General features: G+C 40.9%; 14 protein-coding genes, 1 pseudogene and 3 riboswitches. Of the genes and pseudogenes, 3 read left to right on the top strand and 12 right to left on the bottom strand.

Going from position 1 to position 14,285, the window contains the following annotated elements; genetic code table 11:
• Window positions 1–45: 45 nt before the first annotated feature.
• Both NSQ34_RS06315 and NSQ34_RS06310 read right to left on the bottom strand, forming a co-directional pair.
• Window positions 46–937: pseudogene (locus tag NSQ34_RS06315) on the bottom strand (TerC family protein).
• Window positions 933–1,039, bottom strand: a riboswitch (yybP-ykoY riboswitch). Its footprint overlaps the pseudogene before it by 5 nt.
• A 77-nt stretch (window positions 1,040–1,116) precedes the next feature.
• The gene (locus NSQ34_RS06310) at window positions 1,117–1,731 is read right to left on the bottom strand and encodes a DedA family protein (RefSeq protein WP_342501054.1); all 615 of its coding nucleotides are present in this window, start codon (window positions 1,729–1,731) and stop codon (window positions 1,117–1,119) included.
• Between the two features lie 246 nt (window positions 1,732–1,977).
• Here NSQ34_RS06310 and NSQ34_RS06305 point away from each other — a divergent pair, with 246 nt between their 5' ends.
• Window positions 1,978–4,398 (top strand): EAL domain-containing protein, encoded by a 2,421-nt coding sequence (locus tag NSQ34_RS06305; RefSeq protein WP_342501053.1) that lies wholly within the window; start codon window positions 1,978–1,980, stop codon window positions 4,396–4,398.
• A 30-nt stretch (window positions 4,399–4,428) separates the two neighbouring features.
• On the opposite strand, the gene NSQ34_RS06300 is transcribed toward NSQ34_RS06305, so the two are convergent.
• The 3 genes from NSQ34_RS06300 to NSQ34_RS06290 form a co-directional block, all read right to left on the bottom strand.
• Window positions 4,429–4,893 carry a MarR family transcriptional regulator gene (locus tag NSQ34_RS06300; RefSeq protein ID WP_087975546.1) on the bottom strand — a complete coding sequence of 155 codons (465 nt, stop codon included), beginning with the start codon at window positions 4,891–4,893 and terminating at the stop codon, window positions 4,429–4,431.
• A 357-nt stretch (window positions 4,894–5,250) separates the two neighbouring features.
• On the bottom strand, window positions 5,251–5,415 hold the full coding sequence (locus NSQ34_RS06295; RefSeq protein WP_034281517.1) for a stress protein: 165 nt from the start codon (window positions 5,413–5,415) through the stop codon (window positions 5,251–5,253).
• A 37-nt stretch (window positions 5,416–5,452) separates the two neighbouring features.
• Entirely contained in the window at window positions 5,453–5,608 is a 156-nt protein-coding gene (locus tag NSQ34_RS06290) for a hypothetical protein (RefSeq protein WP_087975683.1), read from the bottom strand.
• Window positions 5,609–5,800: 192 nt separating this feature from the next.
• Here NSQ34_RS06290 and NSQ34_RS06285 point away from each other — a divergent pair, with 192 nt between their 5' ends.
• Window positions 5,801–6,130 (top strand): MerR family transcriptional regulator, encoded by a 330-nt coding sequence (locus NSQ34_RS06285; protein WP_024424656.1) that lies wholly within the window; start codon window positions 5,801–5,803, stop codon window positions 6,128–6,130.
• A 34-nt stretch (window positions 6,131–6,164) separates the two neighbouring features.
• Here the strand turns inward: NSQ34_RS06285 and NSQ34_RS06280 are convergent, their stop codons facing one another.
• The 7 genes from NSQ34_RS06280 to NSQ34_RS06250 form a co-directional block, all read right to left on the bottom strand.
• The gene (locus tag NSQ34_RS06280; protein ID WP_268456748.1) at window positions 6,165–6,563 is read right to left on the bottom strand and encodes a hypothetical protein; all 399 of its coding nucleotides are present in this window, start codon (window positions 6,561–6,563) and stop codon (window positions 6,165–6,167) included.
• A gap of 308 nt (window positions 6,564–6,871) precedes the next feature.
• Window positions 6,872–8,230 (bottom strand): magnesium transporter, encoded by a 1,359-nt coding sequence (gene mgtE / locus NSQ34_RS06275; protein WP_024424654.1) that lies wholly within the window; start codon window positions 8,228–8,230, stop codon window positions 6,872–6,874.
• A gap of 207 nt (window positions 8,231–8,437) precedes the next feature.
• Window positions 8,438–8,602, bottom strand: a riboswitch (M-box (ykoK) riboswitch).
• A 132-nt stretch (window positions 8,603–8,734) separates the two neighbouring features.
• Entirely contained in the window at window positions 8,735–8,875 is a 141-nt protein-coding gene (locus NSQ34_RS06270; protein ID WP_003212346.1) for a hypothetical protein, read from the bottom strand.
• A 281-nt stretch (window positions 8,876–9,156) separates the two neighbouring features.
• Window positions 9,157–9,675, bottom strand: a complete 519-nt coding sequence (locus NSQ34_RS06265) for a PepSY domain-containing protein (protein WP_122631240.1) — start codon at window positions 9,673–9,675, stop codon at window positions 9,157–9,159.
• 93 nt (window positions 9,676–9,768) lie between these two features.
• Complete coding sequence (locus NSQ34_RS06260) at window positions 9,769–10,458, bottom strand: PepSY domain-containing protein (protein ID WP_024426816.1); 690 nt, start codon at window positions 10,456–10,458, stop codon at window positions 9,769–9,771.
• A gap of 66 nt (window positions 10,459–10,524) precedes the next feature.
• Window positions 10,525–11,874, bottom strand: a complete 1,350-nt coding sequence (locus NSQ34_RS06255; protein WP_268456751.1) for an ATP-binding protein — start codon at window positions 11,872–11,874, stop codon at window positions 10,525–10,527.
• Between the two features lie 3 nt (window positions 11,875–11,877).
• Window positions 11,878–12,564 (bottom strand): response regulator transcription factor, encoded by a 687-nt coding sequence (locus NSQ34_RS06250; RefSeq protein WP_024424649.1) that lies wholly within the window; start codon window positions 12,562–12,564, stop codon window positions 11,878–11,880.
• 443 nt (window positions 12,565–13,007) lie between these two features.
• Here NSQ34_RS06250 and NSQ34_RS06245 point away from each other — a divergent pair, with 443 nt between their 5' ends.
• Window positions 13,008–13,967 carry a S8 family peptidase gene (locus NSQ34_RS06245; RefSeq protein WP_024424648.1) on the top strand — a complete coding sequence of 320 codons (960 nt, stop codon included), beginning with the start codon at window positions 13,008–13,010 and terminating at the stop codon, window positions 13,965–13,967.
• A gap of 113 nt (window positions 13,968–14,080) precedes the next feature.
• Window positions 14,081–14,272, top strand: a riboswitch (cobalamin riboswitch).
• The last annotated feature ends 13 nt before the right edge of the window (window positions 14,273–14,285 follow it).

The following is a 14,285-nucleotide window of genomic DNA, read 5'->3' as shown; positions in this document are numbered from 1 at the left end:
TAATATACGTGTTATGAAAATGAAATGATATTTCTTTCAAAAAACCTACTCTCCCAGGCGTGCCTCTTGTTTCTCCTCGTTTTCCTGCCCGCCTTTTCTTGATGGACTTGATAAAAACCAGCCAAATGCTGCAATTGCGAGAAGCACTGTCCAGAAAATGACTTTCCATAATGCTGAATGGATAAAATGAGACGATACGACCCCAATAGCTGGATGTGACAGTGTATAAAGCGTGAGCTTCACACCCACCCATCCGACAATGACAAATGCTGCTGTTTCTAGGCTCGGTCTTGTTTTGAGCAGTTTCACAAAGACCGTTGCTGCAAATCGCATAATAACAAGACCAATGATACCGCCTAAAAGAATAACAATAAATTGACCGCCATCGAGTCCGCCGATTTGCGGAAGACTTGTTTTTGGCAGTGTCACAGCTAAAGCGACTGCCGCTAAAATGGAATCTACAGCAAAAGCAATGTCGGCAAGCTCTACTTTCACGACTGTTGCCCAGAAGCCGCTTTGTTTCATGTTTGTATCTGTTTCCTTTTTCTTAAATACGTGCGATTTTAAAATATGGTGAATGGAAATATAAAGAAGATAAATGGCACCAATGGCTTGAACTTGCCACACATCCACTAAAAACGAAATAAGAAACAGAGAACCAAATCGCATAATAAATGCTCCTGCAAGTCCGTAAAACAGTGCCTTTTTTCTTTGTTTTTCTGGAAGGTGTTTGACCATCACGGCCATGACCAGCGCGTTATCAGCTGCTAAAATCCCTTCTAATCCAATCAGTACGAGCAGAACCCACCCGTACTCTAAAATAATGGCTGCATCCATCATCATTCCTCCTTGTTTTTATCTATTGTCCCACAACAGACAAAGGCTTATGAATGCAAAAAAGACCTTTGCCTGTAATGGCAAAGGTCTTGCTAGACATGTGATATGTAGAATCATGCCAACAAAGCCGATGAACATCAGTCCATGTAATGACGACTTTGTTTCCGGTAAAAACCGGACGCTACTCCCCTTTGGCGGGATTTAGAATATTTAGATTACTTATATCTTAATCAATAGTCACTGAATTGTCAACAGGTGACTTTCTGTTCGATCCATTGATTAGGCAGTTGGCGTTTCTGTTTTTCTTTTTCTTCGTTTTATATATAGGTACAGAACAAACAGTAACACAACACCGATCCCAATTGGTAAAAGATAAGGATCTAACATAGCGCCAACCTCTTTCCAGTTCTCCCCAAGCATAAACCCAAGATACACATATACAAACGTAATTGGTGTAATCGCCAAAAACGTATACAGGCAAAAGACCCACACATTCATCTTAGCAATACCGCACGGGATGGAGATAAGCGTCCTAACCCCTGGTATAAACCGGCCGCTGAATGCGACCAATCCGCCATGCTTTTCAAAGAAAGCATCCGATTTATCAAGTGACTCAGGTTTTATAAAAAAGTACTTTCCATATTTATTTAAAAAGGGTCTGCCGCCGTAACGTCCTAACCAGTACAAGGTCAAAGGGCCAGCCACGCCGCCAATGGAGCCGGCCGCCACAACACCGATAAAGGCCATGTCCCCTTCTGAGACCCAGTAACCCGCAAGAGGCAAAACCACTTCAGCAGGTACAAATTCAATGCATAATGCGAGGAAGATGCCAAAGTATGACAAGTTCTTAAAGGCATCAGCTAATGAAATAATAAAATCTTCGATGTTTATCAATCCCTTTCACACATAATCATTTGACTGATTCTATCTCTTTTAGAATCACACCATATATTAAACGAATAAAACCGAAGAAACGATTCACTTTTCATCGTTTTTTTACATTAAATTTGATTTTACTATAAAAGAAGGATGAAAAAAACGTTGATTGTTTTATTTAAGTGAAGGAAAGGTGAACACAGAAGCCATTCGATCCGATATATTAAGTATATGTCTGTTTTAAGATACAGGAGGTTTTCTTACATGACCCATTTAACAGGAAGCTACAATGGATGGCTTGTCTTTCTGTCAATCGCTGTCGCCGCTGTCGCCTCCTACTCAGCTCTTCATATAGCCAGCAGGGTAGCACAGTCAAGCGGTGCAAAGAAAAAGGTATGGCTGCTCATTGGTGCAATGATCATGGGAATGGGGATATGGTCGATGCATTTTATTGGCATGATGGCATTTCAAATGCGTGTTGGCATTACATATGATACGTCCTTACTGATTTTATCGATTTTGGCCTCATTTATCGGATCCTTGATTGCTTTTTCAATATGCATTCAAAAGCAGGTCTCTAGAAGACGGCTGTTCATTAGTTCAATCACCATGGGTACAGCTATTTGCAGCATGCATTATCTTGGAATGGAATCAATGGCCAATGTCTCAATCAGCTATGATCCAGTCCTCTTTTTTCTTTCATTTTTCATCGCTGCCATTGCCTCCTACTTTTCATTGAAGCTCTTCTTTCGTGTTGACCACATGAAAAGTAAACGGAAGAATTATCTTTTAAAGAGCCTTGGTTCAATGTTGATGGGCGGTGCTATAGCAGGCATGCATTATACTGGTATGGCTGCCTCTACCATGTTTTATCATTCAAATGGACAGGCTGCTGCAGGCGGCTATCTTGAAATGTCACCATTCAGTCTATCGATTTTCATCGGATTGATGACACTTATTGTTCAAACGCTGATGATCTTTGGTGCCTATATTGATCACCGGATCATGACGCAGTCAGATCAGCTGAAAGAAAATGAACAGCGGTTTCAATCGCTCATCAAACATAATATAGACGGCATTATCGTGTTATCTGTCGATCGAAAGGTTCTTTCTGCAAATGACTCTGGTAAACAAATCTTAGAGTTGTGCAATTCTAAGATTGGTGATGATGTCAGCCAATATGTGATGCCGACTGAGTTGTGGGAAGAATTTATTTCTCAGTCAAAAAAGGCCATCACACGCGAAGCAGAACTGAAAGCAGCAGATCGTTTTTATTATTATCATGTCACTTACATACCTGTTCATGTGAACAATTCACTCGACAGCATTTATCTTGTTTTAAAAGATTTAACGCAGCAGCGGATTGCAGAAAAAGAAATTCATGTGATGGCACATTATGATGCACTAACAGAGCTTCCTAACCGCCGCCACGGCATCAATCATTTAAATGATGTTCTCTCCGCTCAAGAAAAGTCAAAAACATCAACAGCGGTTCTGTTTCTGGACCTAAATCGTTTTAAAATTATTAATGATGCACTTGGTCATAACATAGGAGACTTACTGCTGAAAGCTGCCGCAAACAGACTAACGCAATGTTTACCGGACAATGGCTTTATCGCAAGACTTGGCGGTGATGAATTTTTAATGATCTTTCCCCACATGGATCATGATACACATAAAATCGAACAATTTTCTAAAAATATCATCCATCAATTTGAACGTCCTTTTTTCATCCAGAACCATCAGCTTATTACGTCAATCAGCATTGGGATCGCTATCTCTCCGCAAAATGGCAAAGACGGGATGGAGCTGATGAGAAAAGCCGATATGGCCATGTATTTATCCAAAAAACATAAGCAGAGCCGTTATGAGTTCTTTACCGAATCCATGGAAAGATTAAGTGAGGACAGGTTAAACCGGGAGCTGGAGCTGAGGGATGCCATTCAAAGAGAACAATTTGTCCTTCACTACCAGCCGCAAGTCAGTGCCAAAACAAGAAAAATGACTGGGGTTGAAGCCCTTTTAAGAATGAAGGCACCAGATGGTTCCTTAAAGTCACCTGAAGCTTTTATTGAGCTGGCAGAGGAATCAGGACTGATCATCGATATTGGCAGATGGGTCATTGATACGGCTGGCAAGCAGGCAAAAAGGTGGTATAACGATGGGCTAAAGATCCCTGTGGCTGTCAATTTATCTGCGAAACAATTCAATTCTGAAGACTTAATTGATTTGATCAAGCTGACACTGAAAAAATACGATCTGAAACCGTCACTCTTGGAGCTTGAAGTCACAGAAAGTATGACAATGGACAATATCAAGCAATCAAAACAGGTGTTAACGTCGTTGAAACAGCTTGGCGTCCGCATTAGTATTGATGATTTCGGTACAGGCCACAGCTCATTAAGCTATTTAAAGGATTTACCGATTCATCGACTGAAAATTGATAAATCCTTTATAGAGGATATTTTAAGTGATTCAAAGTCTGAACAGATTACAGGGGCTATTATAGCGATGGGACATCAATTATCTCTCGAAGTGATAGCAGAAGGTGTTGAAACATTTGCACAGGCTCAGCTATTATCTGCCCAGGGCTGTGACGACCTGCAAGGGTTTTATTATGCCAAGCCGCTGCCAGCAAGCGATATTGAAAAATTCATCGCCTATCCGGCGCTGCTTGACACATAAAAAAGGTGCCATCATTGGCACCTTTTCGTTTTATCTAAATAATAAATGTTGACTGTGAATACCTGCTTTTTTCAATAGACTAATCAATTGCTCTTGCTCTTCACGCGTCAGACCAGAGAATGCACGCGCAATCCGAAGAGAGTGGATCGGATAAATCTTGTCAAGATAGCTTCGCCCTTTTTCCGTTAAATGGGCATAAACAGACCGTTTATCCTTGGGGTCCTGTTCTCTTTCAATGAAACCATTTCGTTCTAATTTGTCAATTACGTACGTCACATTCCCGCTGACAAGCAGGAGTCTTGAGCCGATTTGCTGAAGCTTTTGAGCACCTCTTGTGTACAGTAATTCAAGAACGGCAAATTCAGTTGGATTGAATCCATGCTCTTTGCTGTCTCTAATACTGTGTTCTGAAACGCTTTTAAATGCTCTTGCAAAAACCTTGTAAAGCGTCATTGAGCGTTCTACTTCTTCTTCATTAAACGATAGTCTCATCACATATCTACCTCTTATAATATTTTTTTAACTTCAAGGCTGTCTTGCGGTGCAGTTGGAGCCTTTCGTAAAAAATAGAAGTACGTTTTTGAAAACCCTTTCAACCACATAAGTGACTCCATTCGTGTTATGTATAAGGTTTCGATATAAACTTTTAAAATCCTTCTTATTTTTCACAATCATCTCGAAAAAAAGCTTTTTCAGCAAACCATCAAGATGCGACACACTTTAACAAAATCTGTAAAGAATCTATGGTTTCTTACACTTCATTCGCCAAATTTCTACAAAATTCAATATTGCTATAATATTAAACACAAAAAAAGAACCCTTTATGTGACATACGCACATTTCAAGGGATTTTTACAAATAGCGCTCTGTTTTGTTGAAAAAGAAATGATACTCTTTTTTTAAGTCACTAATTGTCATGTCCTTGGCCGCATCAGGGCTGTAAACCCCTAATGAACATAGCTGCTTCGTATAATAATGTCTTTCCTTTGCTAAAGCTTCTTTTAATATACGCCGCACCGATTATCCCTCCTATCAAGTGATTTGGATCGGTTGCTTATGAAGACTTCTTATACAAATCATTTTGCATGGCTCTTAGAAGCGCATGTGCATTCTGACCTGCAGCCTGCATGAATTGCTCAAGCAATTCATCCCTCTTCACATCTAATGCGATGATTTCTTTTGCCATACGAATGATCTGTGCTTGCTCCATCATATGCTCCTCCTCCTATGTCAACTCACCATGATTATATGCCGCCGTAAGATGTATTGCACACTCCCTGTTATCTTTCCTTCCATGGTTTTTTCTTTTTTTTCGTTTTTGTGTTATATTTTCTAACAAACGATAGGTTTTTTCACTTCTCGTTCTATATAATATGAAGAAAAGACTTGCAGGGGTGAGTATATGACGCAGGAAGATGTATCTTATAAAGATAAAAAAGTCATTTCAATCGGGATTGTCAGTGAGCTAACAGGGCTTTCCGTCAGGCAAATCCGATATTATGAGGAACGTAAACTCATTTACCCCCAGCGCTCAACAAGAGGCACACGGAAATATTCTTTTGCAGATGTTGAACGTTTGATGGACATCGCCAATAAACGGGAAGACGGTGTGCAGACAGCTGAAATTTTAAAAGACATGAAGAAAAAAGAACAAGCGCTAAAAAGCGGACAATTTAAGAAAAAAATGCTGGAAGGCCAGATTAACGCACACTTTCGGTATAAAAATCGTTAAACAAAAAAAGAATCGCTCTTTTGAACGATTCTTTTTATTTAGAGGAAGCTTCAGTACCTTCTACAACCCCTACAAAGTCAATCAGCACGCCGCCTCTTTCAGGATCTTCTTTCACCCGCAGGGCAAGTGCCTTTTTCTTCCCGATTTTTGCATCTTCATAATTCGCGTGGAACACATGAATGCTGGCTTCTTCCAATTGAAAATCCTCATAAGAAAGCGTGTCTATGCCCCATTCTTTTTTCAGTTTCAGAATGTCATCTGGGCTCGGGACTGCGCCTTCGACGTAGATGTCTTCCATTTTTCTTTTGTTTCCTTCGGTGATGGCTTCAAGCATATGCTCTGCAGCCACTAGCCTTCGGTCTTTCCCCTCGTCCTCCCTTTGACATGCACTCAGCAAAAACATACATATCAAAACGAATAAGAATTTCTTCATGTTTCTCTCCCACCTTCTCCTTAAAATGTAAAGGATGGAAGCGCTATATGCAATCTTTATACAAAAAAAGACTGTAAAACGTCATGTTTTACAGTCTTTTTTTGTGGACAAGGGGCTAAAATGATGTTTATTTTAGTCCTTTGTCTACCTTTCAGCGCGATCTGAAAACCTTTGAAGTCTAGGAAGGACGAGTACCGGAGCGGAGCGAATTGAACATTCGTGAGCACCGGCACGCAAGGACTGACAACGAATGCAAGGGTTTGTCGGCGCGCTGAGACTGTAAAACGTCATGTTTTACAGTCTTCTTGCTACATAAGTGTATGAAGGAAAGCTGTCGCAATACCAAAATAGATGAGCAGTGATAAAATATCGTTCAATGTTGTAATCAGCGGCCCAGATGCAATCGCAGGGTCCACGTTTAATCTGTGTAAAATAATAGGCACGATCGTACCTGCCATCGTTCCAATAATCAGTGTGGCAAGCAGTGACGAACCAACAACAAACCCTAAAATCATATTGCCCTGCCACACCATTGCGACGACTGTAATAATAATGGAACAGACAATCCCAATGTAAATACTTGTTCGGAGCTCTCTAAAAATCAGGCGCATAATGGTTTTTTTCGTTAATTCTTCTTTTGAAAGTCCTCTAATGACGACCGCAAGCGACTGTGTGCCTGTATTCCCTGTCATTCCGGCAATCATCGGCATGAAGAAGGCTAAGGCGACGACTTGCTGAAGGGTATCTTCAAAGTAATTTAAAATACTGCCTGAAATCAGCCCAATGAATAAGAGCAAAATGAGCCACGGGAGACGCCGGTATGCTGCAACAAAAGCGGGCGTGTCGAACGTAATATCTTTACCAGAGGCAGCGAACTTCTCATAGTCTTCTCCTGCCTCTTGAATGACGACATCAATGATATCATCGACTGTGACGATTCCGACCAGGACATTGTTCTCTTCTACAACAGGAATGGCAAGAAAATCATACCGTTCAATCAGCTTTGCGATTTCCTCCTGATCCTGAAAGGCTCCAACGGCAATGACTCTTGTAAACATAAGATCCTGCACTTTTTCATCTGGTTCACCTAAAATGAGATCCCGGTACGACAGAACCCCTACAAGCTGCTTTTGATCATTAATGACATATAAATAGTTGATCGATTCTGCAATTTCAGCAAAGCTTTTCAGCTTTACAACTGCGTCCTGAACCGTATAGTGCTGAGGAATCCATACGTACCGGTTGGTCATGATCCGGCCTGCTGTCTCAGCAGGATAATTCATGAGAAGCTGGACGGCCTTTGATTCCTCTGCCTCCATGTTTGATAAAAGCTGATCTTTCAGCTCATCATCCATTTCATCAAACAAGTTGGCTAGGTCATCGTTATCCATTTTGTTTGTGACGAAGGTGGCTTTGTCTTTTCCTACTTTTTCAAGCACAATTTCTTGGTATTCGCGCTCAAGCTCACCCATCATTTCCGTCACATCATCGATTGTTAAAAAGCTGAGGAAACGACCGCGGTGTTTTTCCGGAAGTTCTTTAAATAAATAGGCCATATCATATGGCTGAAGTTCTTCCATAATGTTTTTAAATTCTTTGCGTTTGCCATCTCTTAATAAAATAATGATTCTTAAAATGAGTTCATCGTACGTAATGTTCTGTATCATCGCTGTTACCTCCCCAAAGTCAGGAGATACCCGAATCCCTTAGAATGTGCGGGGTCAGGATCTCCTCTGTCTGATGCGTCAATCTGATCTTTTGACATACTCTCTATGTGTCTCGAATCGGGATGATCCATCCCCACACCTCCTTTTCTCATAAAAAAGCACCTTCAACCGAATGAAGGCGCTTTGTAAGCATGACAAAATAAACACTTGCTCCTTCAATCGTAGAGCTTTAGCACTGTATGGCATAGGATAAAATCCAGCTGCATTAAAAATCACCTTATGTCGATGATTTCTGTTGACCCATTGGCGTCTTTGGACATTTTTGGGCAGCAGCGTATCTCCATACAGGAGCCTCACCTAACGAAGTCTCATATTGTTAACACACTGAGATTACAGAAAAAGCGGAATGATGTCAATAAGCAAGATGCCAAGTATCCTTATGTATTCGCTTACTTTTCAAAAAAAGAGCGATAGACAGCTCAGCCATCGCCCTTTCACGTTTTTTTATTCCTCTTCCGGCTGATTCATATCCTCTTGGGAGAGGAGATGAAAGGAATCATGCAAAAACAAAGCATATCCTTCTCCATCAGGATGCGGAACGTATTCCGCGTGATCCATTGTTTGCTCTTCTTCTTTTTTCTTCATATTCTCTCGCCTCCTTTCCCGTAGTTTGTCCCAATGAAAAAACCTTACACATGAAAGTGTAAGGTTTGCAGATTGTTGACAAAGGGCTAAAATAAAGATCATTTTAGCCCTTTGTCTTCTATTCAGCGTGATAGAAAACCTTTGCAGTCTAGGAAGGGCGAGCACCGGAGCGGAGCGAATTCGACATTCGTGAGCACCGGAGCGCAGACCTGACACCGAATGCGAGGGTTTGTCTACACGATGAAAACCTTACACATGAAAGTGTAAGGTTTGGTCATAGCTTAATCATCCCATTCTTGCTTCAGGATTTTGCCTGTTTTAGCGGAAATCTCAAAATCAACTTCCTCGCCGCTTGGTGTTGTGATTTCAATTTCGTAAATGTACACACCATTTTCTTTATCTAGATCAGAATCAGTGACTGTGCCTTTTACTTTTGCAAGAGCCATTTTTTCAGCCTGTTTTTTCGTGATCTTCACGTTCTGTTTCTTTTCTTTGACTGGATCATTCAACGCTTTTCCAGTTTTTGCATCGACATATACTTTATATTCAAAGCCGCCTTTTTTAATCTCGACCTCATACACCCATTTTCCTTTTTTACGTTCAAGATCCACATCATCCACATAGCCTTTTACCACTTTTAAGGCTGCTTTTTCAGCTTGTTTCTTTGAAACAAATGACGATTTCTTTTGCACGACTTGCTCGGCGTTTGCTGTTTGATTTGTATTTTGCGCTTGAAGTGTGAAACCACCTGCGACAAGAGTTCCCGTTAATGCTGTAGCTACTAGTACTTTTTTCATCATGTTCATTTCCTCCTCTGTTTGATTTCTTCTATATCTTAAGAAAACAAGATGATAAAGGAAGGAAAGAAACATGAGAATATCATGAGAAAAGGATTAGTTTTCGTACGTAATGCCCTCAATGTCTCCTGTATAGGCGTTCACAAGCACCTCTGCCTCTCTGCCGTCAGGCAAATCCAGCTCCACCTCAAATACGAGCATACCGCTGAATGTTTCAAGATCAGCATCATCCACTGTTCCGCCAACTTCTTTGACGGCAATTTGGATGGCTTCCTCGACGGTGATTTTCGTGAGCTTCTTTTCTTTAGAGGTTGGTTTTTTCTTTTCTGCTTCAAGTACCTTAAATGACTGTTTGTCGACCTCAACTTGATACAATTCTTTTTTTGATTGGATGGTAAAAATGAAACGATCTGACGTCTCCTTTTTTTGAATGACGGTTCCGCTCACCTTTTTAACAGCCGCCTCTTCTGCCTGGAGCTCAGCATTTTTTTCATTTGGCTTCTGATAGCTTTTTAACTGTCTAATTTCTTTCATTTGACCGCTTGCAGAAGATGCAATGATTTGATAGATGCCATTTGCATTTTCCAGCGTCATTGTGTAGTCCTGTTTATGATTGATTAAATCAATATGTGTAATGTTTCCATTATAGTCTTTTGAGATCATTTTTTTCATTTCTGCTTCACTTAATATTTTTTGATCAATGGTTTGAATCATGAGCATTGCAAAGGCCGCAAGAATCACAAGACATCCTGCGAGCGCAAGCACCATTTTCGTTTTTCTAGACATGCAGCGCCTCCTTCCTATTTCCTATTTTATAAGGAGGAAATGAGAAATTGATGAGAAAAGACCCATTTATTTCTGAAAAAGAATGGTCATGGCTGTTCCTTCGTCGATACGGCTGTCTACCTTCAGCTCGGCCTCATGTTCTTCTGCAATTTGCTTCGCAATTGAAAGACCGAGTCCGGTTCCGCCCGTCTCACTGTTTCTCGCTTCATCCACACGGAAAAAGCGGTCAAAGATTTTCGGCAGATCCTCTTCTTTTATGCCAATTCCTTGATCAATCACTGAAATAAATGGCTTGTCTCCTGCCCATCCGCAGGTCACATCAACTGGCTCTCTGCTATATTTGACCGCATTATCAATTAAGATAGTCAAAAGCTGTTTGATTTTCTCTTCGTCTCCTTCTGCGATCAGCGGCTGATCTGTCTGCACATGAGATTGAATCGTTCGATTGGTAGCCACTTCAAGTGTATGACATAGCTGCTTGCACAAATGACCAAGATCAACCGGCTTCATATCCAAGTATAACGGCTGGCCGTTTTTCGCCAATGTCAGTAATTGATCTGTCAGTCTTTTCATTTTTTTCGCTTCATCATGAATCGCTTGGGAGGATTCTTCTACAACCTCTGGACGTGTTTGCCCCCAGCGTTTGAGTAAATTGCTGTAGCTCATAATGACGGTAATCGGTGTCTTCAATTCATGGGAGGCATCATGCAAAAATTGCTGTTCTTTTTCATAATGCTTCTCGAGAATCTCGGACATTTCATTAAAGGTTTGTCCCATTTGATATAGTTCATCCTTTGAATCGCCTGTTAATTCAATTCGTTTAAACGCCTTCTCTTTCATACTTGCCTTCATGGTATTCGTCATTCTGCTAATCGGCCGGACAATTTGCTTTGTTAAAACGTGGCCTGCAAAATAGGAAAGCACAATAAACAAAACGCCGGTAGCGATTAAAATCATTTTTAATAACGCTAAGTTCTCTTCCGTATTTTCGATTTCTTCATATACTTGAAGCGACATAATCTCACCATTTGTCCAAATGACCGGAATAGCAGCGAACGCAATCATATGCTTATTGTATTCTTTGATTTCTGCTGTCTGGCCAGATTCGTATGTAAAAGGCAGTGAGCTAAACGTTGATTCCTTTGTGACAGTCAGTTTTGACTCTCCCGTTTCTGTCACGACACGGATCATACCATTTTGAGGCAGGTACGCCTTCAGCAGCTCCGAGGACGGAAGACCCTCTTCCTCTGATTTTTTTAAAGCAATCGCAATATTTTCAGCCACCTCAGACAAGCGGGACATATCTTTTTGCGTCAAGGTCATCGAAAAAATAAAATAAATGGCTGTATGAAACAAGAGCACCATTAAAAACAAAGACAACGACGTATAAAGCTGAATCTTATTTTTTAATCTCATTCTTTATCCTTTCATCACATAACCCACACCTCTCACTGTGTGAATCAGCTGTTTTTCGAATGGGTAATCGATTTTTTTCCTTAAATAACGGATATAGACATCTACCACGTTTGTATCACCGAAATAATCAAAACCCCAAACCGCTGTTAAAAGCTGATCTCTTGTGAGCACTTGCTGCTGATGGTTCAGTAAGTGAACAAGCAGGTCATATTCTCTCGGTGTGAGTTCAAGCATTTGCCCAGCCCTTTGTATTTCTCTTGTTTTCTCGTTGACCGTTAAGTCTGCTATGCTCAGCTCTGTCTCCTTTTCTTCTTGTGCATGTATATTCAACCTTAGCTGTGCACGAATTCGTGCTAATAATTCTTCTATATCAAAAGGTTTTGTTATATAATCATTCGCCCCAAGATCGAGCCCGCTTACTTTATCAGGAACACTTCCCCTTGCTGTAATCAAAATAATAGGTGTCGCTGTATTTGTCTTTCGAACCCTTCTCAGCACTTCAAGCCCGCTTAACTCTGGAAGCATGACATCAAGCAGAACCAAATCGAAGCTATCTTCTTCAAGAGCCTGAAGCCCGTCTATTCCTGTCTCTTTGACTGTTACCTCATATCCTTCATATTCAAGCTCAAGTGACAGCACCCTTGCGATTTTCTTTTCATCTTCGACTACGAGTATCTTCCCTTTGTTCATCTCTATCTCTCCTATCTAAAAGGCAAGCTTGTCTTTCCATTATTATATGTTGCCTTTCTTATTTGGAACAGTCACAATCTTCACATCTATTTTTTTATGGAGGGAATTATTTTTGAGAAAAAACATTTAACTTGAGCCTTCTTCTCAAGTTGTTACTTCATCTCATTATTTTTTAGTCTGCCGCTTTTAGTTCTATTCACCCATTTTCATCTGTACAGGTGCAACCTCACTATGCAGCATTTCCTTCTTTTTCATATGATATCAAGAGTTTTCTTCAAAAGGTGAGCTCTTTCGTCAATATGTGAGGAGAACTGCACTTTTGATAATAGATTGATTATTTGAAAAATTATTACAATTGACCCTTTCCGATCAAAAGTTTCTTTTATACAATAACATTATGCAGCCTGAATCTACTTTGAAAACAAAATAAGGAGGGCTTTCTTATGAAAGGTGAAATTCGCTTAATTCCGTATGAAGTAAAAGCCAATGTGATGGAAGCGAAAGAGACGCCGGAAAGTATTCAGGAGATTAAAGCACCCGAACTTTGGTCAAGTGGCTTCAAAGGAAAAGGCATAACCATTGCTGTCCTTGATACAGGCTGTGACACAGAGCATCCCGACTTAAAAGATCAGATTATCGGTGGGAAGAACTTTACCGATGATGACGATGGAGATGCTGAAAATGTAAAAGACTACAATGGGCATGGTACCCATGTAGCAGGAACGATTGCCGCAACAGATCAAAATGGCGGAATTTTAGGGGTTGCCCCTGAAGCCAAGCTTCTCATCGTGAAAGTTCTTGGCGGTGAAAATGGCAGCGGAAAATATGAGTGGATCATTGATGGCATCAACTATGCCGCAGAGCAGAAGGTGGATATTATCTCCATGTCTCTCGGTGGTCCAAGCAATGAGCCTGCCCTGCAGGAAGCCATTCAAAATGCGGTAAAAAGCGGTGTTCTTGTTGTGTGCGCAGCAGGAAATGAAGGGGACGGGGACGAGCGTACGGAAGAGTTCTCCTACCCAGCAGCATACAATGAAGTCATTGCCGTCGGTTCTGTTTCCCTTGCTAGAGAATCCTCTGAATTTTCTAACGCCAATAAAGAAATCGACCTCGTCGCTCCAGGAGAAGATATTTTATCCACACTCCCTAACCATAAATACGGCAGGCTCACAGGGACTTCAATGGCTGCCCCTCACGTAAGCGGTGCACTAGCCATTATTAAAAATGCCGAAGAAGAAGCGTTCCAGCGCAAGCTGACAGAGCCTGAGGTTTATGCTCAGCTTGTCAGAAGAACCCTTCCATTAAAACAGTCGAAAGCCCTTGTAGGGAATGGATTTTTATATTTAACTGCGCCTGATGTCCTTTTAGAAAAAACATTGGAAGCAGATCTTTTATCTCTATAGCTTAAATAGAGGTCCTGAGAAAAGATAGAATTTTCTCAGGATTTTTTTAATTAAAATTATTCAAAATTTACTTTGACGAAATGAAGTGAACGTTATATAATCGAACACAATAAATTCATAGTTTGAGAGTCGGTAATTCGATTACACGTCGAATTTTAATTGGGAAGACCGGTGAAAATCCGGCGCGGTCCCGCCACTGTGAGTGAGGAGAGCTTTTCTCAGGAATCCACTGTCATTAGGATGGGAAGGATGAAAAGCTTGCAGATTCACCAGCCAGGATACCAGCCGCTCTATCACATCAAACCCCCTACGGTTGAT

The sequence above is a fragment of the Bacillus sp. FSL P2-0069 genome (assembly GCF_038593315.1).
GTDB lineage: Bacteria > Bacillota > Bacilli > Bacillales > Bacillaceae > Bacillus > Bacillus safensis.
The sequence above is the reverse complement of the archived record's forward strand: the minus strand, read 5'-3'. Positions and strand labels throughout refer to the sequence as shown.